This is a genomic window from Curtobacterium sp. MCLR17_034, assembly GCF_003234485.1.
In the GTDB taxonomy this organism is placed as follows: domain Bacteria; phylum Actinomycetota; class Actinomycetes; order Actinomycetales; family Microbacteriaceae; genus Curtobacterium; species Curtobacterium flaccumfaciens.
Window position 1 is genome coordinate 38,488 of the sequence record NZ_QKTH01000019.1, and the last position, 22,495, is coordinate 60,982.

General features: G+C 71.2%; 22 protein-coding genes and 1 tRNA gene. 15 read left to right on the forward strand and 8 right to left on the reverse strand.

Features of this window, described 5'->3' with window-relative positions:
* Positions 1-95 precede the first annotated feature (95 nt).
* Positions 96-1,598 (forward strand): sensor histidine kinase, encoded by a 1,503-nt coding sequence (locus tag DEI98_RS15805; protein ID WP_110865382.1) that lies wholly within the window; start codon positions 96-98, stop codon positions 1,596-1,598.
* 171 nt (positions 1,599-1,769) lie between these two features.
* Here DEI98_RS15805 and DEI98_RS15810 read toward each other — a convergent pair whose 3' ends face one another.
* Positions 1,770-2,018, reverse strand: coding sequence for a WhiB family transcriptional regulator (locus DEI98_RS15810; RefSeq protein WP_017888820.1), 249 nt, complete (start codon positions 2,016-2,018; stop codon positions 1,770-1,772).
* Positions 2,019-2,279: 261 nt separating this feature from the next.
* Here DEI98_RS15810 and DEI98_RS15815 point away from each other — a divergent pair, with 261 nt between their 5' ends.
* Positions 2,280-2,711 carry a hypothetical protein gene (locus DEI98_RS15815; protein WP_111101266.1) on the forward strand — a complete coding sequence of 144 codons (432 nt, stop codon included), beginning with the start codon at positions 2,280-2,282 and terminating at the stop codon, positions 2,709-2,711.
* 79 nt (positions 2,712-2,790) lie between these two features.
* On the opposite strand, the gene bcp is transcribed toward DEI98_RS15815, so the two are convergent.
* A complete protein-coding gene (bcp, locus tag DEI98_RS15820) occupies positions 2,791-3,261 on the reverse strand; it encodes a thioredoxin-dependent thiol peroxidase (protein WP_027466512.1) in 471 nt (156 codons plus the stop codon).
* A 95-nt stretch (positions 3,262-3,356) separates the two neighbouring features.
* On the opposite strand from bcp, the gene DEI98_RS15825 reads away from it, so the two are divergent.
* A tRNA-Lys gene (locus DEI98_RS15825) sits at positions 3,357-3,429 on the forward strand.
* Between the two features lie 105 nt (positions 3,430-3,534).
* Here DEI98_RS15825 and DEI98_RS15830 read toward each other — a convergent pair.
* Positions 3,535-4,185, reverse strand: a complete 651-nt coding sequence (locus DEI98_RS15830; protein ID WP_375334820.1) for a YigZ family protein — start codon at positions 4,183-4,185, stop codon at positions 3,535-3,537.
* A gap of 101 nt (positions 4,186-4,286) precedes the next feature.
* On the opposite strand from DEI98_RS15830, the gene DEI98_RS15835 reads away from it, so the two are divergent.
* The 7 genes from DEI98_RS15835 to DEI98_RS15865 all read left to right on the forward strand — a co-directional run bounded on the left by DEI98_RS15835 (position 4,287) and on the right by DEI98_RS15865 (position 9,405).
* Positions 4,287-4,727, forward strand: a complete 441-nt coding sequence (locus DEI98_RS15835; RefSeq protein ID WP_051596928.1) for a hypothetical protein — start codon at positions 4,287-4,289, stop codon at positions 4,725-4,727.
* Entirely contained in the window at positions 4,724-5,185 is a 462-nt protein-coding gene (locus DEI98_RS15840) for an ImmA/IrrE family metallo-endopeptidase (RefSeq protein ID WP_111101267.1), read from the forward strand. The genes DEI98_RS15835 and DEI98_RS15840 overlap by 4 nt, the downstream gene beginning before the upstream one ends.
* Positions 5,182-6,108 carry a hypothetical protein gene (locus DEI98_RS15845; RefSeq protein WP_111101268.1) on the forward strand — a complete coding sequence of 309 codons (927 nt, stop codon included), beginning with the start codon at positions 5,182-5,184 and terminating at the stop codon, positions 6,106-6,108. Before DEI98_RS15840 ends, DEI98_RS15845 begins: the two co-directional genes overlap by 4 nt.
* Before the next feature lie 162 nt (positions 6,109-6,270).
* Positions 6,271-6,483 (forward strand): SCO4848 family membrane protein, encoded by a 213-nt coding sequence (locus DEI98_RS15850; RefSeq protein WP_027466517.1) that lies wholly within the window; start codon positions 6,271-6,273, stop codon positions 6,481-6,483.
* A gap of 157 nt (positions 6,484-6,640) precedes the next feature.
* A complete protein-coding gene (locus DEI98_RS15855; RefSeq protein ID WP_110865386.1) occupies positions 6,641-7,318 on the forward strand; it encodes a response regulator transcription factor in 678 nt (225 codons plus the stop codon).
* Positions 7,311-8,708 (forward strand): cell wall metabolism sensor histidine kinase WalK, encoded by a 1,398-nt coding sequence (locus DEI98_RS15860; protein ID WP_111101269.1) that lies wholly within the window; start codon positions 7,311-7,313, stop codon positions 8,706-8,708. Before DEI98_RS15855 ends, DEI98_RS15860 begins: the two co-directional genes overlap by 8 nt.
* 49 nt (positions 8,709-8,757) lie before the next feature.
* Entirely contained in the window at positions 8,758-9,405 is a 648-nt protein-coding gene (locus DEI98_RS15865; protein ID WP_181438062.1) for a PepSY domain-containing protein, read from the forward strand.
* Positions 9,406-9,469: 64 nt separating this feature from the next.
* On the opposite strand, the gene DEI98_RS15870 is transcribed toward DEI98_RS15865, so the two are convergent.
* On the reverse strand, positions 9,470-9,769 hold the full coding sequence (locus DEI98_RS15870) for a hypothetical protein (protein WP_146243543.1): 300 nt from the start codon (positions 9,767-9,769) through the stop codon (positions 9,470-9,472).
* Between the two features lie 77 nt (positions 9,770-9,846).
* Positions 9,847-11,379: an amino acid permease gene (locus tag DEI98_RS15875; RefSeq protein ID WP_111101272.1), complete on the reverse strand. Its 1,533-nt coding sequence runs from the start codon at positions 11,377-11,379 to the stop codon at positions 9,847-9,849.
* Between the two features lie 138 nt (positions 11,380-11,517).
* Here DEI98_RS15875 and DEI98_RS15880 point away from each other — a divergent pair, with 138 nt between their 5' ends.
* A complete protein-coding gene (locus DEI98_RS15880) occupies positions 11,518-12,681 on the forward strand; it encodes a mechanosensitive ion channel family protein (RefSeq protein WP_111101273.1) in 1,164 nt (387 codons plus the stop codon).
* Between the two features lie 105 nt (positions 12,682-12,786).
* Here DEI98_RS15880 and DEI98_RS15885 read toward each other — a convergent pair whose 3' ends face one another.
* Positions 12,787-12,978, reverse strand: coding sequence for a hypothetical protein (locus DEI98_RS15885; protein ID WP_111085947.1), 192 nt, complete (start codon positions 12,976-12,978; stop codon positions 12,787-12,789).
* A gap of 93 nt (positions 12,979-13,071) precedes the next feature.
* On the opposite strand from DEI98_RS15885, the gene DEI98_RS15890 reads away from it, so the two are divergent.
* Positions 13,072-14,223, forward strand: coding sequence for an SLC13 family permease (locus tag DEI98_RS15890; RefSeq protein ID WP_111101280.1), 1,152 nt, complete (start codon positions 13,072-13,074; stop codon positions 14,221-14,223).
* Positions 14,224-14,279: 56 nt separating this feature from the next.
* On the opposite strand, the gene DEI98_RS15895 is transcribed toward DEI98_RS15890, so the two are convergent.
* Both DEI98_RS15895 and DEI98_RS15900 read right to left on the reverse strand, forming a co-directional pair.
* Positions 14,280-15,251: a magnesium transporter CorA family protein gene (locus DEI98_RS15895; RefSeq protein WP_111029502.1), complete on the reverse strand. Its 972-nt coding sequence runs from the start codon at positions 15,249-15,251 to the stop codon at positions 14,280-14,282.
* Positions 15,252-15,335: 84 nt separating this feature from the next.
* Entirely contained in the window at positions 15,336-18,089 is a 2,754-nt protein-coding gene (locus tag DEI98_RS15900) for a hypothetical protein (RefSeq protein ID WP_111101274.1), read from the reverse strand.
* Positions 18,090-18,324: 235 nt separating this feature from the next.
* Between DEI98_RS15900 and otsA the strand changes: the two genes are divergently transcribed.
* From otsA to ilvD, 3 genes are all read left to right on the forward strand, one after another.
* Positions 18,325-19,917, forward strand: a complete 1,593-nt coding sequence (gene otsA / locus DEI98_RS15905) for an alpha,alpha-trehalose-phosphate synthase (UDP-forming) (protein WP_071405817.1) — start codon at positions 18,325-18,327, stop codon at positions 19,915-19,917.
* The gene (gene otsB / locus DEI98_RS15910) at positions 19,910-20,692 is read left to right on the forward strand and encodes a trehalose-phosphatase (protein ID WP_111101275.1); all 783 of its coding nucleotides are present in this window, start codon (positions 19,910-19,912) and stop codon (positions 20,690-20,692) included. The genes otsA and otsB overlap by 8 nt, the downstream gene beginning before the upstream one ends.
* A 70-nt stretch (positions 20,693-20,762) precedes the next feature.
* Positions 20,763-22,457, forward strand: a complete 1,695-nt coding sequence (ilvD, locus tag DEI98_RS15915; protein ID WP_071405815.1) for a dihydroxy-acid dehydratase — start codon at positions 20,763-20,765, stop codon at positions 22,455-22,457.
* Positions 22,458-22,495 lie beyond the last annotated feature (38 nt).

Consider the following 22,495-nt stretch of genomic DNA (forward strand, 5'->3'; position numbering starts at 1 on the left):
CGAGCGTATGGGGCGTGCGACATACGAAATACACACCGGTCTACCCTGTGGAGAGGGCGACGTTCTCCACAAGGCAGCGGACCTAGACTGGCTGGGTGTCGACCCTCAGTGACCTCGTCCTCGCGCAAGGCCGTTCCTCGGAAGCAGACGTGGAGTGGCTCCACCTGCTCGTGGGGGACTGGCAGCTCCTCGCCGACCTGTCCTTCGCCGACATGGTGCTCTGGGTCCCGACCGCCGAGGACGGCTCGTTCGTGGCCGTCGCACACGCCCGGCCGAGCTCCGCGGCGACGCTGTTCTACCGCGACATCGTCGGGCAGGAGATCCGTGAGGAGTGGCGCGGCCAGGTGACCGAGAGCTTCGCCGGGTCACGGGTCGTCGACTCCGCCGAGCCGGACTGGTACGAGGACACCCCGACCCGTGTCCGCGCGATCCCGGTGCTCCGCCGCCTGAGCGCGAAGAGCGCCGAGACCACCGAGCGACCGATCGCCGTCGTCACCCGGCACTCCAACCAGGACGAGATGCGGACCCCGAGCCGTCAGGAACTCAACTTCACCGCGAGCGCGAACGACCTGTTCGGCATGATCGCCACCGGTGACTTCCCCGACCTCGGTGCACCGGCGGGCCCCCGTCGTGGCGCGCCCCGTGCCAGCGACGGCCTGCTGCGGCTCGACACCGCCGGCATCGTCACGTTCGCGAGCCCGAACGGCCTGAGCGCGTTCAACCGCATGGGCTTCGAGGGCGAGCTCGAGCGGAAGTCCCTCGCCGAGGTCACCACCGAGCTCATCGGCGCCCAGCTCGACGTCGACGAGTCCCTGCCGCTCGTCGTCACCGGTCGCGCACCGTGGCGTGCGGACATCGAGTCGAAGGGCGTCACGGTGTCGCTCCGCTCGATCCCGCTCCGCGACCACGGTGAGCGCATCGGTGCCATCGTGCTCTGCCGCGACGTGTCCGAGCTTCGGCACCAGGAGCGCGAGCTCATCACCAAGGACGCCACGATCCGCGAGATCCACCACCGTGTGAAGAACAACCTGCAGACCGTGGCGTCCCTGCTGCGGATCCAGGCGCGTCGTACGCACTCGGACGAAGCGCGGACCTCGCTGCAGAACGCCATGCGCCGCGTCGCCGCCATCGCCGTCGTGCACGACACCCTGTCGAGCGGGCTCAGCCAAACCGTGGACTTCGACGAGGTGTTCGACTCGGTGCTCAAGCTCGTGACCGAGGTCGCCGCGTCGCACAACACCACCGTGCACCCGAAGAAGACCGGCGAGTTCGGGGTGCTGCCCTCCGAGGCCGCGACGCCGCTCGCCCTCGGCCTCACCGAGCTCGTGACGAACGCCGTCGAGCACGGGCTGGACGGCCGCGACGGCGAGGTCGAGATCGTCGCCCGCCGCTTCGACGACCACCTGGAGATCGAGGTCCGCGACAACGGCGTGGGGCTCCCCGAGGGGAAGGTCGGCTCGGGCCTCGGCACGCAGATCGTCCGCACGCTCATCCAGGGCGAGCTCGGCGGCACCATCGACTGGCACACCCTGACGGGCAGCGGCACCGAGGTGACGATCACCATCCCGTTCCGCTGGTTGACCGCCCCCGCCGCCTGACGCCGCCCGGCGGTTCGAGATCGCAAAACACCGGTGTTCACCGGTCGCACACCCGAGTTCCGGTGTTCGATGCGTGAACACCGGTGTCTTGCAGGACCGCCGCCCCGCACGCACGACGACGCCCGCCGCCCCCGAGGGGACGACGGGCGTCGTGGTGTCAGACGACCGGGGTCAGGACGCGCGGCGAGCGCGGGCGGCGCGACGCTTCAGTGCACGACGCTCGTCCTCGCTGAGACCACCCCAGACACCCGAGTCCTGGTTGTTCTCGAGTGCGTACTGCAGGCACATCTCGGTGACCGTGCAACGCGCACAGACCGACTTGGCCTTCTCGATCTGATCGACGGCGGGCCCGGTGTTCCCGACGGGGAAGAAGAGCTCGGGGTCTGCGGTGAGGCAGGCAGCCTTGTCACGCCAGTCCATGTGTGGTGCTCCTTGATGTCGATGCTCGAACGGCAGGCCGGGGCCGTGGTTCGGGGTATCGGACCGCTGACCATGCATGCGGCATGGAGGGGACAACTGTGGGGAGGAGTCCGCAGGAAGCGTGTCTGACGCCCGCGAGACGCTCGGGGGAGGAGCGATGAACCACGGGAGACGCACACCACATCGTGCCGTCCAAACGACCTCCAATATCGTTCCATACTGGTAGGGCCAAATCAAGGGTTCCGATGCTGGAGGATCACTGTGCACGACGACACCCCGAACGACACCGAACCCTCCACGCCCGTCGCGCGCCGGTCGCCGGCGATGCTGGGGCTGCTCGCCGTGGTCGGCCTCGAGTTCCTCGCGCTGGTGGTCGTGACCGTCGTCCTGGTCGTCGAACTGCTCGTCGCCCCGGCCACGAGCATCGCCTCAGGCATCGCCCTCACCGTCCTCGTCGCCATCGCTGCGCTCTGGCTCGGTGCGCTGCTGAACGGCCTGTGGCAGGGCCGGCCGTGGGTGCGCTCCGGGATCATCGTCTGGCAGGTCCTGCAGGGCGCCATCGCGATCGGGGCGTTCCAGGGCGTCTTCCGCGTCGCCGCGGTCGGCTGGGTACTGCTCGTCCCGGCCCTGCTCGGCATCACGCTGGTGCTGTCGCGGTCGGTGACGGCCGCGCTCGTGCGTCCGGCCGAGTAGACGGTCTGGTCCGCCACGCACTGGAGGCCCGGTGCCGGTTCTCGGAACCGGCACCGGGCCTCCAGTGCGTGGCCGGCCCTCAGACCAGGCCGAGCTTCTTCCGCAGGCTCGCCACGTGCCCGGTGGCCTTGACGTTGTAGAGCGGCAGCTGGACGGTGCCGTCCTCGTCGACCACGATCGTGGACCGGATCGTGCCGGTGACGATCTTGCCGTAGTTGTTCTTCTCACCCCACGCCGCGTACGCCTTGTGCACGGCGAGGTCGGGGTCGCTCAGCAGCGGGAAGGTCAGCGCCTGCTCGTGCTGGAACGTCTTGAGCTTCGCCTGCTCGTCCTTCGAGACGCCGAGGACCTCGTAACCGGCGGCCTGCAGCGAGGACATGTTGTCGCGGAAGTCGCAGGCCTCGGTGGTGCAGCCCGGGGTGGACGCCGCCGGGTAGAAGTACACGATGACCTTCTTGCCGCGGAGGGCAGCGAGGGAGTGCTCGACGCCGTCCTGGTCGGGCAGCGTGAAGTCGGGGGCGGTGTCGCCGGGGACGAGACGGTCGGTCATGGTGCTCCTGTTCGCGTCGTGCGCCCGCGAGTGGTCGTGGGCGCGCGAAACCCATGCTATTGTTGATTCCCGTTGCGGCACGGAAGCCGGAACATGCACCTCTAGCTCAATTGGCAGAGCAACTGACTCTTAATCAGTGGGTTCTCGGTTCAAGTCCGAGGGGGTGCACCGCAGGACGAACGCCCCGGCTCATCGAGTCGGGGCGTTCGTGCGTTCCGGGCAGGTTTCCACGCCGATGCCGAGACACGCCCGAGGTGTGCAGGAACTGCGAATTCAGTCGGCGCGGACGTCGACGATCCGCTCCTCGCCGATGACGGGTTCGAGCGAACCGGCCGACGCGGCGGCGAGGTCGGCGGTCAGGGCGCCGAGCGCCTCGTGGGGGACCCACACCTCGAAGGTCGCCTCCTGCCCGTAGTCGGTCGGGCCGAGCGTCGCGTGGTGGTGCCGGACCCAGTCGCGCAGCACGTTGTCGAGCCGCCCGGCGTCGGCGTGGTCGACGTCGAAGCGCACCTGCGTCAGGGCTTCGCGACGGACGAGGACCGCCGTGTCGAGCGCCTCGGACACCGAGGTCGAGTAGGCCCGGACCAGTCCGCCGGCACCGAGCTTGACCCCGCCGAAGTACCGCGTGACGACCGCGACGACGTCGGTCAGCCCGCGGCGTCGCAGGACCTCGAGCATCGGGACGCCCGCGGTGCCGGAGGGCTCGCCGTCGTCCGAGGAACGGGCCTGGTCGCCGAGCACGCCGGTGACCATCGCCGTGCAGTTGTGCCGGGCGTCCCAGTACCGACGGCGGACCTCGGCGATCACGCGGTCGGCGTCCTCGACCCCGGACACCGGCGCGACGGTCGTGATGAACCGCGACTTCGTGATGACGATCTCGTGCTCGACCGGTACCGCGACGGTGGCGGGGAAGCGGCGGGGCATGCCCACGAGGGTAGCGGCGCGCGTGCCGGGCACCCGCGCTAGCATGGCGTCCACGCGCCGGACCCACAGGTCGCGCGGACACGGCTGGGGAGGAGTCCGAGATGGACACGGGTGATCTGAAGGGCGGGGCGCTCGACGCCGCCGAGCTCGCGCGCCGCCTCAACCTGCTCCTCGACTTCGAGGAGTCGCAGCGTGGCGCTCCGGTGCCGTTCTCCTCGATCGAGGAGTACGTCGCGGCGCACGGCGGGTCGCTGTCGCGGGCGAAGTGGACCTACATGCTCTCCGGCGACGGCCGCCGCAACCGCGACACCGAGCTCCTGCGCCTGCTGGCCGGGTACTTCGAGGTCGACGAACGCTTCCTGCTCGAGGACAGCGAGGTACCGGAACGGATCGGTGCCCAGCTCGCCCTCGTCCGGTCCCTGCGGTCCGCCCGCGTGAGCGGCTTCGCGGCCCGGACGTTCCCCGGCGAACTCTCACCCGACGCGCTGCGGCGCATCGCCGAGGTGCTCGAGGAGGAATCGCAGCGGGGGAGCGTCGCATGACCGACGCCCTCGTCGAGGCGTTCTGGGCTCGTGGTGCCGCCGAGGGGTGGTCGGACGTCGACCAGGCCGTCGCCGCCGCCGCGGACGTCGTCGGCAAGCCGATCGTGGTGCGCGAGGAGTCGTTCCTGGCCGCCGAACCGGTGTGTGGCTTCGTGGCCACCCTCGAGCATGCGCACCTGGTGATGATCTCGCCGACGACCTCGCCGACGTTCCGCTCGTTCGTGATCGGGCACGAGCTCGGGCACGTCCTGCACCGGCACCAGGAGCACGCCCCGCAGAGCGCCTACATCCGTGACGTCATCCCCGACCTGCCCGAGTACAGGGTCGAGCGTGCGCTGGCCCGGGGGATGTTCTCGAACACCTACGAGCACGAGGCCGAGGTCTTCGCCGACCGCCTGGCCACCGTGATCCGCCAGCACCGCGGCCGCCCGAGCGCCTTCCGCGGGGTCTTCGGGTGATCATCGCCGTCGTCCAGGCGGTGCTGCTCATCGTCGGGACGATCGTGCTGTTGGTCCTGCAACGCGGGCAGGACCGCACCCTGGCGTTCACGTTCCTGCTCTTCGCCGCCACCATCGTGACGAACGTCGACCCGCTGTACCGGTGGCTCGACCCGCTGCTCGGCGGGTTCAACGTCGTCACCGTCATCAGCGACTGCCTCATGGTGGCCGGCACGAGCACGCTGCTGTGGGGCGTGGCGAAGGCGGTCGGCGCGGCGCGGCCCTGGCTCCGGAACGCGGTCGTGGTGTCGTTCGCCGTGGTCGTCGTGGTGGTCGTCGTCGTGTTCACCGTGCTCGACAAGCCGGCGACGACGACGACCTTCATGCTCGACGCCGGCTCGCACCCGGCTGCCACCGTCTACTCGATCGCGCAGACCGTGTACCTCGGAGTGGCCCTCGGCGCGACGGGGCTCATCTGCGTGCTCCGGCTGCGCGAGGCCCGGACGACCACCGACCTGGTGGGGCTGTGGGTCCTGGTCCTCGGCGGGGTGCTCGGGGTCGTCCGCATGGTCGTGGTCGTCGTGATGGACGTCGCCCACGTCGCCGGCGACCTGGACGTCACGCACGCGCTCTCGCTGCCCTACGACATCACCACGCCGGGGGCCGTGCTGTGCGTGGCGTCCGGCATGCTCCTGCTCGTCTTCGGGCACCGGATCTCCCGCCGCCGCCGTGCCCGCCGTGTAGACGATGCGCTCCGCCGCCTGGCACCGCTGCACGAACGGATCGGCGTGGACAACGCCTACCCGCCGACCGACGACCCCGCGACCCGGCTCAGCCGCCGCATCGTCGAGATCAACGACGGCGTCCGGGGTGCACGGGCGTCCCTGACCGACGCCGAGCGTGCCGCCCTCGCCGACGCCGAGGCCGCGCTCGAGACCGTGTAGTCCCTCGACGCTGCCGGACAGGCCGTGTACAGTCTGTAGCAAGTGCTACAGATCCTGTGGCCTGCCGGGTCGGGACTCGGCCGCGTTGGGGGCGGCCGAGCACCACCCGCCCGGCGTCGCCGTACCGGCATCGTCGCCGCGTACGTTCACTAGGATCGTCCCGTGCTCGTCTTCGCCGCAGTCGTCCTGTTCATCGGCGCCGTCTTCAACGTCGTCACCTGGCCGCGCTTCTTCCAGCGCGTCGCGAAGGACTCCCGTGCCCGCGACGCCGCCGGCAAGCCGACGACGTTCTACACGGTGCACCTCGTGCTCCTGCTCATCGCGCTCGCCATCGCCGTCGCGTCCGTGATCGCCGGGATCCTGCTGCTGGTCTGAGCACGCCGGGTCGGCGCGGCCCTGGTCCGGACCACCGCCGGACGGGAGGCCCGTGGCGCCGCCGCCACGGGCCTCCCGTCCGCCCCGGTCACCGTCGCGAGCCGCGCTGGCGGGCCGCTTCAGCCCTGCTTCAGCGGGGCACGGCAGGATCGACCCCATGCGTGTGCTGGTGGTCGACGACGAGGTCCGGCTCGCCGACGGCGTGCGCCGCGGCCTCGAGGCCGAGGGGTGGGCGGTCGACGTCGCGAACGACGGCGTGGACGGTCTGTGGCACGCGCGTGAGTTCCGCTACGACGCGATCGTGCTCGACCTGATGATGCCCGGCCTGAGCGGCTGGGCCGTGTGCGCGCAGCTCCGCGCCGATGGCGACTGGACCCCCGTGCTCATGCTGACGGCCAAGGACGGTGAGTGGGACCAGGTCGAGGCGCTCGACGCGGGGGCCGACGACTACGTCACCAAGCCGTTCTCGCACCCGGTGCTCGTCGCACGGTTGCGGGCGCTCGTCCGACGCGGTGCCCGTGAGCGCCCCACCGTGCTGACGCTCGGCGACCTCGTGGTCGACCCCGCGGCGCGCACCGTGGCCCGCGGTGAGACCCCCGTCGAGCTGACCAGCCGCGAGTTCGCCGTGCTCGAGTACCTCGCACGGCACCCGGGGCAGGTCCGGTCGAAGCGCGACGTCATCGAGAACGTCTGGGACGTCGACTTCGAGGGCGACCCGAACATCGTCGAGGTCTACGTCGGGCACCTCCGCCGGAAGCTCGACCGACCGTTCGGGCGTGCCGCGATCGAGACGGTCCGTGGTGCCGGGTACCGCTTGGCGGCGGACGGTGGCTGAGCGGCCGAAGCCCAGTGCAAGCGGAGTCGCACCGGCCCGGCCACGGCGCGCCCGGTCGGTCCGGGCCCGCACCACGCTCGGCGCCGGTGCCGTCGTCCTCGCGGCCCTGGTCATCGGTGCCGTCGCCTTCGTCGTCGTGCTGCGGCTCGTGCTGCTCGACGGCGTGCGGACCTCGGCCGAGGCGGGTCTCGAGCAGGTGTCCTCCCGGGTCGAGGCGGACGGTGCGGCCGCGGTGACCGGCTACGAGGACGTCCTGGTGCAGGTTATCGGCGACGGCGGAGTGGTCCTGGCGCACGGCGAGGACGCCGACGGGGACGCCCTCCCGACCGCCGACGAGTCCCGGTGGACCCACGACGGCGAACGCTGGCTGCTCGTGGCGGACGACGTGGACCTGCCCGGCGGCGGCGAGGCGACGCTCGTCTACGGCGCCACGCTCGACCAGGCCGACACCGCGGTCCGCACCGCCGTCGTGCTCCTCGCCGTGGGGGTGCCCGTGCTGGTGCTCCTGCTGGTCGCGGTCACCTGGGCCGTCGCCGGGCGCTCGCTGCGGCCGGTGGAACGGATGCGCACCGAGGTCGAGACGATCCGGGCGGCCCGTCCGGACGCCCGGGTCGAGGTTCCGGACACCGGCGACGAGGTCGCCCGGCTCGCGAGCACCATGAACGCCATGCTCGATCGCCTCGAACGGTCCGCCGAGAGCCAGCGACGGTTCGTGTCCGATGCCTCCCACGAACTCCGGTCGCCGATCGCGTCGATCCGGCAGCACGCCGAGGTCGCCGTCGCGCACCCGGAGCGGACCGAGGTGGCCGACCTCGCCGACATCGTCCGGTCCGAGGCGGTGCGCCTGCAGGACCTGGTCACCGGGCTGCTCGAGCTCTCCCGCCTCGACGAGGGCGGGATCCGCACGCGGCGCCCCGTCGACCTCGACGACCTGGCGTTGGACGCGGTGGCCCGCGCGCGGGCACGGTCGACGGCCGGTGTCACGCCCGCGCGGGACGGCGACGCCCCGGCGGTCCGGGTGGACGGCTCGGCGATCTCGGCAGCGCGGGTCCTCGGCGACGAGCGCGTGCTGGCGGGGGTGGTCCGGAACCTCGTCGACAACGCCGTCCGGCACGCGAGCACACGCGTCGCCGTGTCGCTGACCGAGCACGACGGGTCCGCCGTGCTCACGGTCGACGACGACGGCACCGGCGTCCCCGAGGACGAGCGCGAGCGCGTCTTCGAACGGTTCGTCCGTCTCGACGAGGCCCGTAGCCGGGACGCCGGCGGCGCGGGGCTCGGCCTCGCCATCGTCCGTGATGCCGTGCGGGCCCACGGCGGCGACACGACCGTGGTCACGTCCCCGCTCGGCGGCGCGCGGTTCGTCGTCCGCATCGCACTCGGCGGCTGAACAGGCGGCTTCAGGGTTGCTTCAGCACCCCGACGCGATGCTCGTCCACATGAACTTCCGAACCCAGCACCAGAAGCCCTCCGCCCGCCGCATCGCCGCGTTCGCCGCCCTGCCGATCGTCGCGGCGCTCGCACTCACCGGGTGCGCCAGCGACGACTCCGACGACGACACCCGCTCGGCCGGCTCCGGCTCGGTCGGCTCGTCGGCGACGGACTCGGCCGGCACCGGCACCGGTGCGTCCGGCGCCGCGTCCGCCGGCTCGAACAAGGCCCTGCTCGCCGCCGTCGCCACCGCACGCGGCGAGGTCGGCTCGGGCACCGTCATCTCGGTCGAGCAGGAGCAGGGCGCCTCCGCCTACGAGGTCCTCGTCGTGACCAAGGACGGCACCGAGCACGAGGTGCACACGAACGCCGCCGGCACCTCGGTCGCCGGCACCCCGCAGACCGAGGCACCCGACGCGGACGACAAGGCCGAGCACGAGCGCTTCGTCGCCGCCGCCGACCTGAGCGTCAAGCAGGCCGTCGACGCCTTCCAGGACCTGCACGCGGGGACCGTGACCGAGCTCGGCCTCGACGACCACGTCGGCACGGTCGTCTGGGAGGGCGACGTGCTCGACTCCTCCGGCACCAAGCACAGCGTGCGCATCGACGCCGGCTCCGGTGACGTCGTCACCGACCGCGTCGACACCGACGACTGACCGGCCCCCGGGGCCCCCACCCCGCAACCGGGCCGCGGGCTCCCGCGGCCGGGCGCCTGCGTCCTCAGGACCCCAGCGGCGGTCCGAGCACCTTTCGGATCGCCAGCGCAGCGAGCTGCTCGTCCGGGCTGTCCAACAGGACCCGGTAGGTGTCCTGTCCGGCGAGGAACTCCACGCAGACGGCGTCCTCGTCGCACGGTCCGAGGCGCCACCCCTGCACCGCGTCCATCGGCACCACGGTGCGGGTCTCGCGCTGGTAGTCGGTCTCGGCCTCGAGACGATCCGCGAACACCCGGAGGCGTCCGTAGGCACCTCGCCAGCTGAGCTGCAGGTCGAGGGTGGGAGAAGGAGAGCGGTCCGGCACCCGCTGATGGTAGCGACGGGTGCCGGACCGCTCGTGTTCGGTGCCGGGGGCCTTGCGTTCCGGGGACAAGCGGAGCGCTAGCTCCCGTCGCCGTCGCGTCGCACCGAGGCGGCGGGGTCGCGGACGCCGATCGGGTAGGGGCCGGTGACGCCCTCGCGCAGGGCGGCGATGCGCAGGATGCGGTCACGCTGCAGGAACCAGCCGACGACGAGCAGCGGGATGATGATGACGAGCGACGCGATCGTGTACGTGCCGACGGGGTAGTCGATCGCCATCAGGACGATGACCGATGCGAGGAACGCCAGGGTCAGCCACGCCGTGACCGGCGCCCCGGGGAGCTTGAACGAGGGTTCCTTCGCGAGCCCCTGCTTGGCCCACTGGCGCAGCCGCATCTGGCACAGGATGATCGTGCCCCACGCGGTGATGATGCCGAGGCTGGCGATGTTCAGGGCGATCTCGAACGCCTGGCTCGGGACGAAGTAGTTCAGCACGACGCCCGCGACGGTGAACGCCGCGGTGAGCAGGATGCCGGCGTAGGGGACGCCGCCCTTCGACATCTTCGTGGTCCACTTCGGCGCCGAACCGTTCATGCCCATCGAGTGGAGCGCGCGTCCGGTGGAGTACAGGCCGGCGTTCAGCGACGACAGGGCGGCGGTGAGCACGACGAAGTTCATGATGCCGCCGACGATCGCGCCGACGTGCGGGTTGCCGAGCGACGAGAAGAACGTCACGAAGGGGCTCTCGCCCTCCTTGTAGGCCGTGTACGGCAGCAGCAGGGAGAGCAGGACGATCGACCCGACGTAGAAGACCGCGATGCGGAAGACGACGGAGTTGATCGCGCGCGGGATGACCTTCTCGGCGTTCTGCGTCTCACCCGATGCCGTGCCGACGAGCTCGATCGCGGCGTAGGCGAAGACGACACCCTGGATCACGATGACCGCGGGGAGCAGCCCGTTCGGGAACAGCCCGCCGTTGTCGCCCCAGATCGAGAAGCCGGTGCGCACGGCCTCGCCACCGGCCTCGACCGGGAACGCGAAGACGAGCCAGATGATCGCGACGACGAGGAACGCCACCAGTGCGGCGACCTTGATCAGGGCGAACCAGAACTCGAGCTCGCCGAACACCTTCACGGCGACCATGTTCGCCGCGAGGACGACGATCAGGGCGATCAGCGCCAGCAGCCACTGCGGCGCCGCGGTGAAGGCCGACCAGTACTGCAGGTAGATCGCGACGGCGGTGGTGTCGACGATCGAGGTCATCGCCCAGTTCAGGAAGTACATCCAGCCGGCGGCGTACGCGAACTTCTCGCCGTAGAACTCGCGGGCGTACGAGATGAACGACCCCGAGGACGGGCGGTGCAGCACCAGCTCGCCCAGGGCCCGCAGGATGAAGAAGGCGAAGATCCCGGCGACCAGGTAGGTCAGCGCGAGCGCGGGGCCCGCGGTGTGCAGGCGTCCACCGGCACCGAGGAAGAGGCCGGTGCCGATCGCGCCGCCGATCGCGATCATCTGCAGTTGCCGGGGCTTCAGACCGTGCTGGTAGCCCTCCTGCTCGTGCGAGAAGTCGTTCGCCGGCGCTCGGTTGCCACCCGTGTCGTTCTGCGCTGTCATGCGAGAGAACCTACATGCGCACCGGACCGGGGCGTCACGCAAAACCCGGTTCGGTCGAACCGCGGCGACTGAACGTCCGCACAGCCGACGGCGGCCCGAACCTGAACGACGACCGTCGTCCGTTGCTTGCATGGAGGGATGGACATCCTCCTCCGACTCCTCGTCGCGATCGGGTTCGCCCTGCTCGTCACCGCCGTCGTCGCCCTCGTCCTGCACCTGGTCCTCCGGGCGATCGCGCGCCGGGAACGCTGGGCCGGCGTGCTCTCACGGCGGACGAGGCACCCCTTCCGCACCGTGCTGCTGGTGGTCCTGCTCTGGATCGCGTTCACGTCGAGCATCCCGCGGGACCCCGACACCTACCCGTGGCGCGACGAGGTCGCGCACGCCTTCCTGATCGTCACGATCGCGACCGGTTGCTGGCTCGCGTGCCAGGTCGCGATCTTCCTCGAGGACCTCGGGCTGCACCGCTTCCGCATCGACGTGCCCGACAACCGGCAGGCGCGTCGGATCCGCACCCAGGTGCTCATCATCCGGCGGCTCACCGTCGCCGTGCTCGTCATCATCGCGGTCGGCGCGATCCTGTTGACCTTCGACGGGGTCGAGGCCGCGGGCGCGAGCGTGCTCGCCAGTGCCGGTCTCATCTCCGTGGTCGCGGGCCTCGCCGCGCAGTCCACGCTCGGCAACGTGTTCGCCGGCATGCAGCTGGCGTTCTCCGGGTCGATCCGCGTCGACGACGTCGTCGTGGTCGAGCAGCAGTGGGGACGGATCGAGGAGATCACGCTGACCTACGTCGTCGTGCACCTGTGGGACGACCGTCGGTTCGTGCTGCCGTCGACGTACTTCACGAGCACGCCGTTCGAGAACTGGACCCGGACCGGCAGCGAACTGCTCGGTGCCGTCGAGTTCGACCTCGACTGGCGGGTGAGCCCGGCCGACATGCGGGCGGAGCTCGACCGGATCCTCGACACCTCGACGATCTGGGACCGCCGCGTCAAGGTGCTGCAGGTCACCGATGCCGTCGGGGGACTGGTCCGGGTCCGCATCCTCGTGACCGCGCCCGACGCCGGCGGCTTGTTCGACCTCCGCTGCTACGTGCGTGAGGAGATGGTCGAGTGGATCCAGCGCACCCACCCGGACGCCCTGCCGGTCCAGCGCGTGCAGCTCTCCGAGCCGACCGCGGCGGCGCCGCGCCGCCGCGGACGAACTGCGGAGGGGGACTCACAGCTGTTCGGCGACGACGAGCGCGGCGCGCTCTTCACCGGACCGATCCAGACCTCCGGGATCCCGGAGTCCGAGCGCTGACCCGGTGACGTGACTGACGTGCCGTGCACGGGACGGACGACGGACGGGAGGCCCGTGGCGGATCCGCCACGGGCCTCCCGTCATCTCGGTGGTCGCGTTCGCGACCTACGGCTGGCGCGCCTTGACGGCGCGGTCGTCCTCGACGACCGTGCCGATCGCCACGATCGTCGTGGCGATCCACGCGACCCAGGTCAGCGCGAGCCGCCAGTCACGCGGTCCCTGGCGGGTGGTCTGGAGCACGCTGTAGCCGCTGATGAGCGAACTCCACACCGCACCGTTGAACATGAACTTGCGCACAGAGGCCTCCTGTCGTCGTGCTGACAACGCTACCGGCCCGTACATTGGAGCGCCGCCGGTCACCCTGCCGCGGTGTCTGCCGGAGGAGTGTTCGTGCGTCAAGCGGTGATCGGAGCGGCCCTGCTCGTGGTCGGCGCGGTCTGCGTCGTGTTCGGGCTGCTGCCCCTCGACGACCTCGCCGTCCTCGCCGACCGGGTCCTGCCGGTCCTCGGGTTCGTGCTCGGGCTGACCGTCGTCGCCGAGCTCGCCGCGGACGCCGGGGTGTTCGACCGCCTCGCCGACGTCGCCGCCCGGGTCGGTGGCGGGCGCACGATCGGCCTCTGGGGCGCGGTCGTCGTCCTCGCCGTGCTCTGCACCGTCTTCCTGTCGATCGACACCACCGCGGTGCTCCTCACCCCCATCGTCATCTCGCTCGCACGGCGTGTGGGGCTGCCCCCGATGCCGTTCGCCCTGACCACGGTCTGGCTCGCGAACACGGCCTCGCTGCTGCTGCCGGTGTCGAACCTGACGAACCTGCTCGCCGTCGACCGGATGGGGCTCGGCGGCCCGCTGCCGTTCGCCGGGCTGATGGCCTGGCCCGCGGTCGCCGGGGTGGTCGTGCCGTGCGTCGTCCTGCTCGTTGTGTTCCGCGGCAAGCTGTTCGGCCGCTACTCGCCGGTGTCCGTCCGCACGCCGAAGGACCCGGTGTTCTTCTGGGCGGCCTCCGCGGTGCTCGTCGCGCTCGTCGTCGCCCTGACGGCCGGGGTGACCGTGTGGATCGCCGCGGTCCTGGCTGCCGTGGTGCTCGTCGTGGTCGCGGCGTTCCGGTCACCGTCCGAACTCCGGGTGTCCCGCGTGCCGTGGTCGACCCTGCTGTTCGCCGCCGGGCTCTTCGTGGTGGTCGAGGCGCTGCACACGACGGGCATCACCGACCCGATCGTGCACGCGCTGCAGGGCGGCACCGGGACCGGCCCGCTGCTGCTGCTCGGCGGTGCGGGCGCGTTCGCCGCGAACGGCATCGACAACCTGCCGGCGTACCTGGTGCTCGAACCGGCCACCGGGCACGAGGCCGTCCGGTACGCGGCGCTGCTCATCGGCGTCAACGCCGGCTGCCTCATCACGCCGTGGGCCTCGCTCGCGACGCTGCTGTGGCACGCACGGCTGTCGGCCGAGGGCGTGCACCTGTCCTGGGGCCGGTACATGGCGCTCGGGTGCGTCGTCGCGCCGCTCACCGTCGTCGCCGGGGTCCTGGCGCTCGCGCTCTGACGCCGGCGGAGCCCGGTGCCGAGCCGGTCCCGAGCCGGTGCCGGTGCCGTGCGCGGTCAGAGCCAGTCGCGGGTCTTGAAGACGCGGTAGAGCACGAGCGACGACGCGGTGATGATCGCGAGCGAGGCCCAGAGACCACTCCAGGCGCCCTCGCCCGGGAACTCCACGTTCTGCCCGAAGAAGCTCGTCACACCGGTCGGGATCGCGATGATCGCCGCCCAGCTCGTGACCTTCTTCATGACGGTGTTCTGCCGGTTCGACGCCAGGTTCAGAGTCGTGTCGAGCACGCTCGACACGGCGTCACGGAGCTGTTCGACGGAGTCGGCGATCGAGACCAGGTGGTCCTCGACGTCGCGGAAGTAGGGCCGGATGCCGTTCGAGATCGTCTCCGCGTCACCGTGCAGCAACGAGGCGACGCTGTCCCGCGTCGGGACGACCAGGCGCCGGAGCACCCCGAGGGTCTTGCGGAGCCGGAACGACCGCCGCTGGATCTGCTGCTCGCGGGGGTCGCCCGGTTCGAACAGGTCGTCCTCGAGCGCATCGATCTGCCGCTCGAGGTCCTCGACGGTGTCCGTGGCCCGGTCGACGACGGCGTCGAGCAGCGCCCAGACGAGCCAGGGCACGCCGTGTTCGGCGATGTCGGAGTTCGCCGTGAGCCGGTGTTCCATCGGGGCGGTGTCGACGTCGGACCCGTGGATGGTGACGAGCGCCCGTTCGGTGACGAAGGCCTTGACCTCGTGCGTGATCAGGTCACCCTCGTCGTCCGTGCCGCCCACGTCGTAGACGACCAGGAACAGGCTGTCCCGGTACCGGTCGAGCTTCGGGCGCTGACCGTGCTCGACGGCGTCCTCGACGGCGAGCGCGTGGATGCCGAGCTCCTCCTCGATCTGCTCGAGGTCGGCCGACGTCGGGTCGGTGTAGTCGATCCAGACGAAGGTGTCCGGGTCGGCGACGAGGTCGGAGATCCGGTCGACGGGGAAGTCCCGCTCGACCGTGTCGCCCTTGCACCACGCCCGTGTCCTGACCATGCTCGTCAGCCTACTGAGACGGCCGACCCGGGAGATCCCGGGTCGGCCGTCGTGGTGCTGCGGAGCCGCTCGGTCGGCTCCTGCTCAGTAGGCGGAGACGAGCTTGCCGTCCTCCACCTTCAGGTACTGGTTCACACTGAACGAGTCCTCGCCGCGCTTCTTGTCACCCAGGTACGAGGTGTAGCCGTACGAGACGCTCCCGTCCTTCGTGCTCGTCACCATCACGGTGCCGGCGCGGGACGCCTCGACCTCCAGCTCGGGCATCGACGTGACGTCGTACTGCACGCCGCCGTCGGCGTCGTAGGGCCCGTACCAGGGGCAGCCGCTCAGGGCCCGGAGCTCGGTCTTCTCGGCGCAGTCGTCGATGAGGTCGGTCACGTACTGCTCGGCGTCCTGCTCGAGTGCCTTGGTCGCCTTCGGCGCGAAATCGACGTAGCCCGACGTGACCGCACCCACGGCGACCTTCTCGGTACCGCCGGTGAAGTACTTCGTCCCGCCGACCGAGACCTGGTAGGTGCCGGGGTAGGCGAGGGACGTGAACTTGCCGTCGCTGATCTTCCCGATCTCCTTGCCGCCGACGGTCACCGGAGCGCCCTCGAGGACGTCGGAGGCCGTCAGGGTGACCTGCTGGGCCAGCGGCTGCGTGACACGCCACTCGTCCTTCACCAGGAACGAGGTGCCCGTGCGCCGCAGCGACACCTGGCCGGAGCGGTTCTTGCCGTCCTGGGTGTAGCTCAGGGTGGCGATGGCGGTGTCACCGGTCCGGGCGACCCGGCCGACGCGGATGTCCGACGGGCGGTCCTTCGCGCTCCCGAGCACCTTCGAGTCGAGCATCGCCGCGTCGTCGGGGATCTCGCTCAGGTCGGCGGCGGTGTCGGCGTCACCGCTGGCGATGGCCTGCACGTAGGACTTCACCGTCGGGGCCGGACCCCAGACGTTGGCGCGGAGGACGCTCGTCGTGACCGCACCGGCGATGACGACGACGATCACGGCGCCACCGGCGATGAGCGAACGGACGAGGATCTTCTTGGCCCGCGGGGACATCGGTGCCGGAGCCGGGGCACCACCGCCGATGAACGGCTGCGACCCGTCGGCCGGTTGTGCGCCGTACGGGGGCTGCGTGCCGTAGGGCGGCTGCGACCCGGCCGCCGGCTGCGCGCCGGAGATCGACTGCACGCCGTACGCGGGTTCCTGGGCAGGCCCGGCCGGCGGGTACGGCACGTGCTGGTCAGCGGCCGGGGGAGTGTTCCACGCGGCGGCAGCCGGCGCATCCGCGGCGACTGGCGCGCCGGGTGCAACGGGAGCGCTGGGCGCACCCTGGGCCGCGGCGGGCCCGGCCTGGCCGGCTGCGGGCCCGGCCGGGAACGCCGGCGGCACGACGGGGCGGGGGTCCGCTCCGACCAGGCGGGACGTCCGGAGCACCACGGCTCCGCCGAGGCGGGGCAGGAGCACCGGGGCGAGGTACCGGGCGACGACCTCGATCGCGCCGCCCCACAGGGCGAAGACGATCGGCGTCCACGGCGTGATGCCGATCGACCCCGAGCCGTCCACGGAGCTCGTGCTGCTCACCTGGTACGAGACGACGCCGGTGCCGAGGACGAAGCAGAGCAGACCGAATGCGAACCACACCAGCGGCGTGACGACCCAGTCGAGCGTGGTGCGGATCCGGTCGTTGCGACGGACGGCGAGGGCGAGCCCGGCCGCGACCGAGGTCACGACGACGAACAGCACGACGAGCCAGGTCCATCCGCCGGCTCCGCTGAACACCGAGGCGGTGTCGCTGGCGGACCCGAAGCCGGACGTCCCCACACCACCGAAGAACCCGAGCGCGGTCAGTCCGATCGCGACGTTCCCGAGCAGCAGCGGCAACGCGGAGCCGTAGGACGGTTGCGCGATCAGGGCGACGACGATGACGACGAGGGCGACCAGCACGACGAGGACCGTGAGCTGCGACGCGGCGACGCGGAGCGTGCCGAGCAGCCGGGCGGCGAAGACGTTGCGCCCGGCGAGGACGGAGGGCCGGGCGAGGAGTGCCGCCAGGGCCCCGATGACGAACGCACCGATGATGCTGCCGAGACCGACGGCGTGCACCGGCTCGATGACCGCGCCGGACACCGACGGGAACCGGATCGCGAAGAGGCCAGCGGCGACGTTCGTGAGCACGGTGGTGACGAGGCCGGAGACCACCGCGGTGACGAGCACCTGCGTGCGGCCGAGGCCACGCGTGCGGATCCGGCGGGTGAGCACGACGGCCAGGACGACCTGCGCGGCGAGCACCAGCGCGGGCACCACGGCGAGCGAGCCCGAGCCGGAACCGAGGAACCCGATCGACCCGGACAGGTGCAGTCGGCCGAGGTCGGCGAGGGCCACGAGCTGCGCCGGCGCACCGAGCAGGACGCTCACGCCGGAGAGCAGGGACTCCACGTCGGGGGCCGAGCCCGCGCCGAGGTCGGTGCCGGACCCGGTGGACGGAGCGGCCGACCCGCTGCCGCCCGACGCGAGCAGTCCGACGGTGATGAGCAGCGAGAGCCCGGCGACGACGTACGCCGCGACCCAGCCGCCGACGGCGGCGAGCACGGCCGCCAGCCAGTCGCGGCCGGACACGGACCGCAGGAAGCGACCGAACGCATCGGACGGCTGCGCGGCGGGGGCGGGCTGACCCGACCACTGCTGCGGGCCTCCAGGCTGCTGCTGCCAGGCGGGCTGGCCGTTCCAGGCGGGCTGGCCGGCACCGGGCTGGCCCGAAGTGGGCTGGCCCGATCCGGGCTGGCCGGCACCGGGCTGGCCCGGACCGGGCTGCGACGGCGGGACGGGCTGGTTGGGCGGGTTCTCGCTCACGGCTGGGGGTCCTCTCCGACCGGGAGGCCGGCGCCGCACTCCAGCACCCGTGTCCCCCCGACACGTGCCTGCAGCGTAGCGGAACCGTCGATCCGCCGTGAATGCGCTGTCCCCACGCTGGTAACTTCGGCAGCGCGCCCGGCGCACCACGCCGGCCGTCGCACCCGTCGCACCCGACGCACGACGCACCGACGCACCCGGCCCCGGCCGGGCGGAACGGAGATCACACCACCCCATGCCTGCAGACCGCACCGAACAGACCCGCTACTCGTTCGTCGTCGCCTCCAACCGACTCCCGGTGGACCGCGTCGTCGACCAGGACGGCAACGAGGGCTGGCGGCACTCGCCGGGTGGCCTCGTGACCGCCCTCGAACCCGTGATGCGCGCGAACGACGGAGCCTGGGTCGGCTGGGTGGGGCAGGCCGAGGTCGAGGTCGCACCGTTCGACAACGAGGGCATCCACATCGTCCCCGTCCCGCTCTCCGACGACGACGTCGAGGAGTACTACGAGGGCTTCAGCAACGACACGCTCTGGCCGCTGTACCACGACGTCATCGAGCACCCGAGCTACCACCGCGACTGGTGGAACGCGTACAAGCGCGTGAACGAGCGCTTCGCCGCGCAGATCGCCGAGATCGTCGAGCAGGACGGCATCGTCTGGGTGCAGGACTACCAGCTGCAGCTCGTGCCGGCCCTGCTCCGCGCCAAGCGCCCCGACCTGACGATCGGCTTCTTCAACCACATCCCGTTCCCGCCGGTCGGCATCTACGCGCAGCTGCCGTGGCGTGCGCAGATCCTCGACGGGCTGCTCGGCGCCGACGTCATCGGCTTCCAGCGCCACGACGACGCCAGCGACTTCCTCCGAGCGGTCCGCCACATCAAGGGCTACACGACCAAGGGCACCACGATCGACGTCCCGGTGGACGATCCGGCAGCCCCGCGCAGCCGCAAGGGCATCACGGTCCGCCACGTCGAGGCCAGGCACTTCCCGATCTCCATCGACGCCGAGAGCTTCGAGGCGATCGCCCGCAAGCCCGAGGTGCAGGAGCGTGCGCGCGAGATCCGCGAGAGCCTCGGCAACCCGAAGACGGTGCTGCTCGGCGTCGACCGGCTCGACTACACCAAGGGCATCCGCCACCGCATCAAGGCCTTCGGCGAGCTGGTGGAGGACGGCCGCATCGCGGTCGAGGACGCCACCCTGATCCAGGTCGCGAGCCCGAGCCGCGAGCGTGTCGACTCGTACGCGGCGCTCCGCGACGAGATCGAGCTGAGCGTCGGTCGCATCAACGGCGACCTCGGCGTCATCGGCCACCAGCCGATCTCGTACCTGCACCACGGCTACCCGCGCGAGGAGATGGTGGCGCTCTACCTGGCCGCCGACATCATGCTCGTCACCGCACTGCGCGACGGCATGAACCTCGTCGCGAAGGAGTACGTCGCCGCCCGCTTCGACAACGACGGGGTGCTCATCCTGTCCGAGTTCGCCGGCGCCGCCGACGAGCTCAAGCAGGCCGTGATCGTCAACCCGCACGACATCGGGGCGCTCAAGGACTCGATCGAGCGCGCCATCCAGATGCCGCGTCGCGAGCGGTCGACGCGCATGCGCGCGCTCCGCAAGCGCGTCCGCGACAACGACGTGGCGCGCTGGTCGCGCTCGTTCCTCGAGGCGCTCGACCGGCACGCGCCGCGGAACGCCCAGATCGACCCGTCCGCCGCCGACCCGCGCGAACAGCACCGCGAGGCGCAGACCGACAACATGTCGATCTTCGACCAGGACGCCCAGTCCGCCAGGGCTGCCGAGGACACCCGGGAGGCACGTGATGACTGAGACCACCACCGACCAGTCCGCCATCGACGCGGCCCTCGAGACGCTCGCGGCTGCGCCGCGACTGATCGTCGCCCTCGACTTCGACGGCACGCTGGCCCCCTTCGCCGACGACCCCTCGCAGGTCGGGGCGCTGCCCGGGTCGTGGGCCGCGGTCCTGACCCTGCACCGTGCGAAGGACACCGAGGTGGTGCTCGTGTCGGGGCGTCCCCTCGGCAGCCTGGCCGCGGTGACCCACGCGCCGGAGGACATGGCGCTCGTCGGCTCGCACGGCGTCGAGTGGCGCGTGGACGGCCACGACGAGGCCGCGCTCAGTGACGACGAGGTGGAGCGCGTGGCACGGATCGGTGCGGCGCTCGACGCGGTCGGCGAACGGTTCCCGGGCGTCGTCATCGAGCACAAGCCCGCCGGGCACGGGGTGCACACACGCCGTGTCTCCGCCGAGGTCGCGGCCGAGGCGAACGCGGCGGCGAGCCGCGCGGCGCACGAGGCCGACCCCGAGGTGCTCGAGCGCGGTGGCAAGGACATCGTCGAGTTCGCGGTGCGCCACGTCACGAAGGGCGACGCGATCGCCCGGCTCCGCGAGCTGCACGGTGCCGACGCGGTGTTCTTCGCCGGCGACGACGTCACCGACGAGGACGCCTTCCGCGTGCTCGGCGACGGCGACGTCGGGGTGAAGGTCGGGCCGGGGGAGACCCAGGCCGGGTACCGCATCGCCGACCCGGCGGCACTGACCGGGGTCCTGAAGCAACTGGCGAGGCTCCGCGCCACCCGCTGATCGCGGCCCCCGAGCATGAGAATGCACGGGGGTGCACGGCTGGTATCCCAAAGCGTCCTAGACTCATCCCATGCCTGATATCGACGTCAAGCCGCGCAGCCGGGTCGTCACCGACGGGATCGAAGCAACCACCTCACGTGGCATGCTGCGGGCCGTCGGTATGGGAGACGAGGACTGGAGCAAGCCGCAGATCGGCATCGCGTCCTCGTGGAACGAGATCACGCCGTGCAACCTGTCGCTCGACCGCCTCGCGCAGGGTGCGAAGGAGGGCGTGCACTCCGGTGGCGGCTACCCCCTGCAGTTCGGCACCATCTCCGTCTCGGACGGCATCTCGATGGGCCACGAGGGCATGCACTTCTCCCTCGTCTCGCGTGAGGTCATCGCGGACAGCGTCGAGACCGTCGTCAACGCGGAGCGCCTCGACGGCACCGTCCTGCTCGCCGGCTGCGACAAGTCGCTCCCCGGCATGCTGATGGCCGCCGCGCGACTCGACCTGGCGAGCGTGTTCCTCTACGCCGGTTCGGTCATGCCGGGCTACGTGAAGCAGGCCGACGGCACGATGAAGGAAGTCACGATCATCGACTCCTTCGAGGGCGTCGGTGCCTGCAAGGCCGGCACCATGAGCGAGGAAGAGCTCAAGAAGATCGAGTGCGCCATCGTCCCGGGCGAGGGCGCCTGCGGTGGCATGTACACGGCGAACACGATGGCCTCCGTCGCCGAGGCCCTCGGCATGTCGCTCCCGGGCTCCGCCGCTCCGCCGAGCGCCGACCGTCGCCGTGACTACTACGCGCACCGCTCGGGCGAGGCCGTGGTGAACATGCTCGAGCACGGCATCACCGCCCGCCAGATCCTCACCAAGGAAGCCTTCGAGAACGCGATCGCCGTCGCGATGGCCCTCGGCGGTTCGACCAACGTCATCCTGCACCTGCTCGCGATCGCCTACGAGGCCGAGGTCGAGCTGTCGCTGGACGACTTCAACCGCATCGGTTCCAAGGTCCCGCACCTGGCCGACATGAAGCCCTTCGGCAAGTACGTCATGGTCGACGTCGACCGGAACGGCGGCATCCCCGTGATCATGAAGGCGCTGCTCGACGCGGGCCTGCTGCACGGCGACTGCATGACCGTGACGGGCAAGACCGTCGCCGAGAACCTGGCCGAGATCGACCCGCCGGCACTCGACGGCGAGGTCTTCCGCACGCTCGACAACCCGATCCACGAGACCGGTGGCCTGACCGTCCTGCAGGGCTCCTTCGCCCCCGAGGGTGCCGTGGTGAAGACGGCGGGCTTCGACGCCTCCGTCTTCGAGGGCCCCGCCCGCGTGTTCGACCGCGAACGTGCGGCGATGGACGCCCTGACCGAGGGCAAGATCGAGAAGGGCGACGTCGTCGTCATCCGCTACGAGGGCCCCAAGGGCGGCCCGGGCATGCGCGAGATGCTCGCCATCACCGCGGCCATCAAGGGCGCGGGCCTCGGCAAGGATGTACTACTCTTGACCGACGGTCGATTCTCAGGCGGCACAACCGGCCTGTGCATCGGCCACATCGCACCGGAAGCAGTGGACGCAGGTCCAGTCGCTTTCGTTCGTGATGGCGACCGCATCCGTGTCGACATCGCGGCTCGCTCGCTCGACCTACTGGTCGACCCGGCCGAGCTGGAGGCCCGCCGTGACGGCTGGGCCCCGCTGCCCCCGCGCTACACCCGCGGAGTCCTCGCGAAGTACGCCAAGCTCGTGAAGTCCGCCGCCCAGGGCGCGGTCACGGGCTAGCGTCCGACACCCGCACCACCGCCACCACTCAGGCAAGG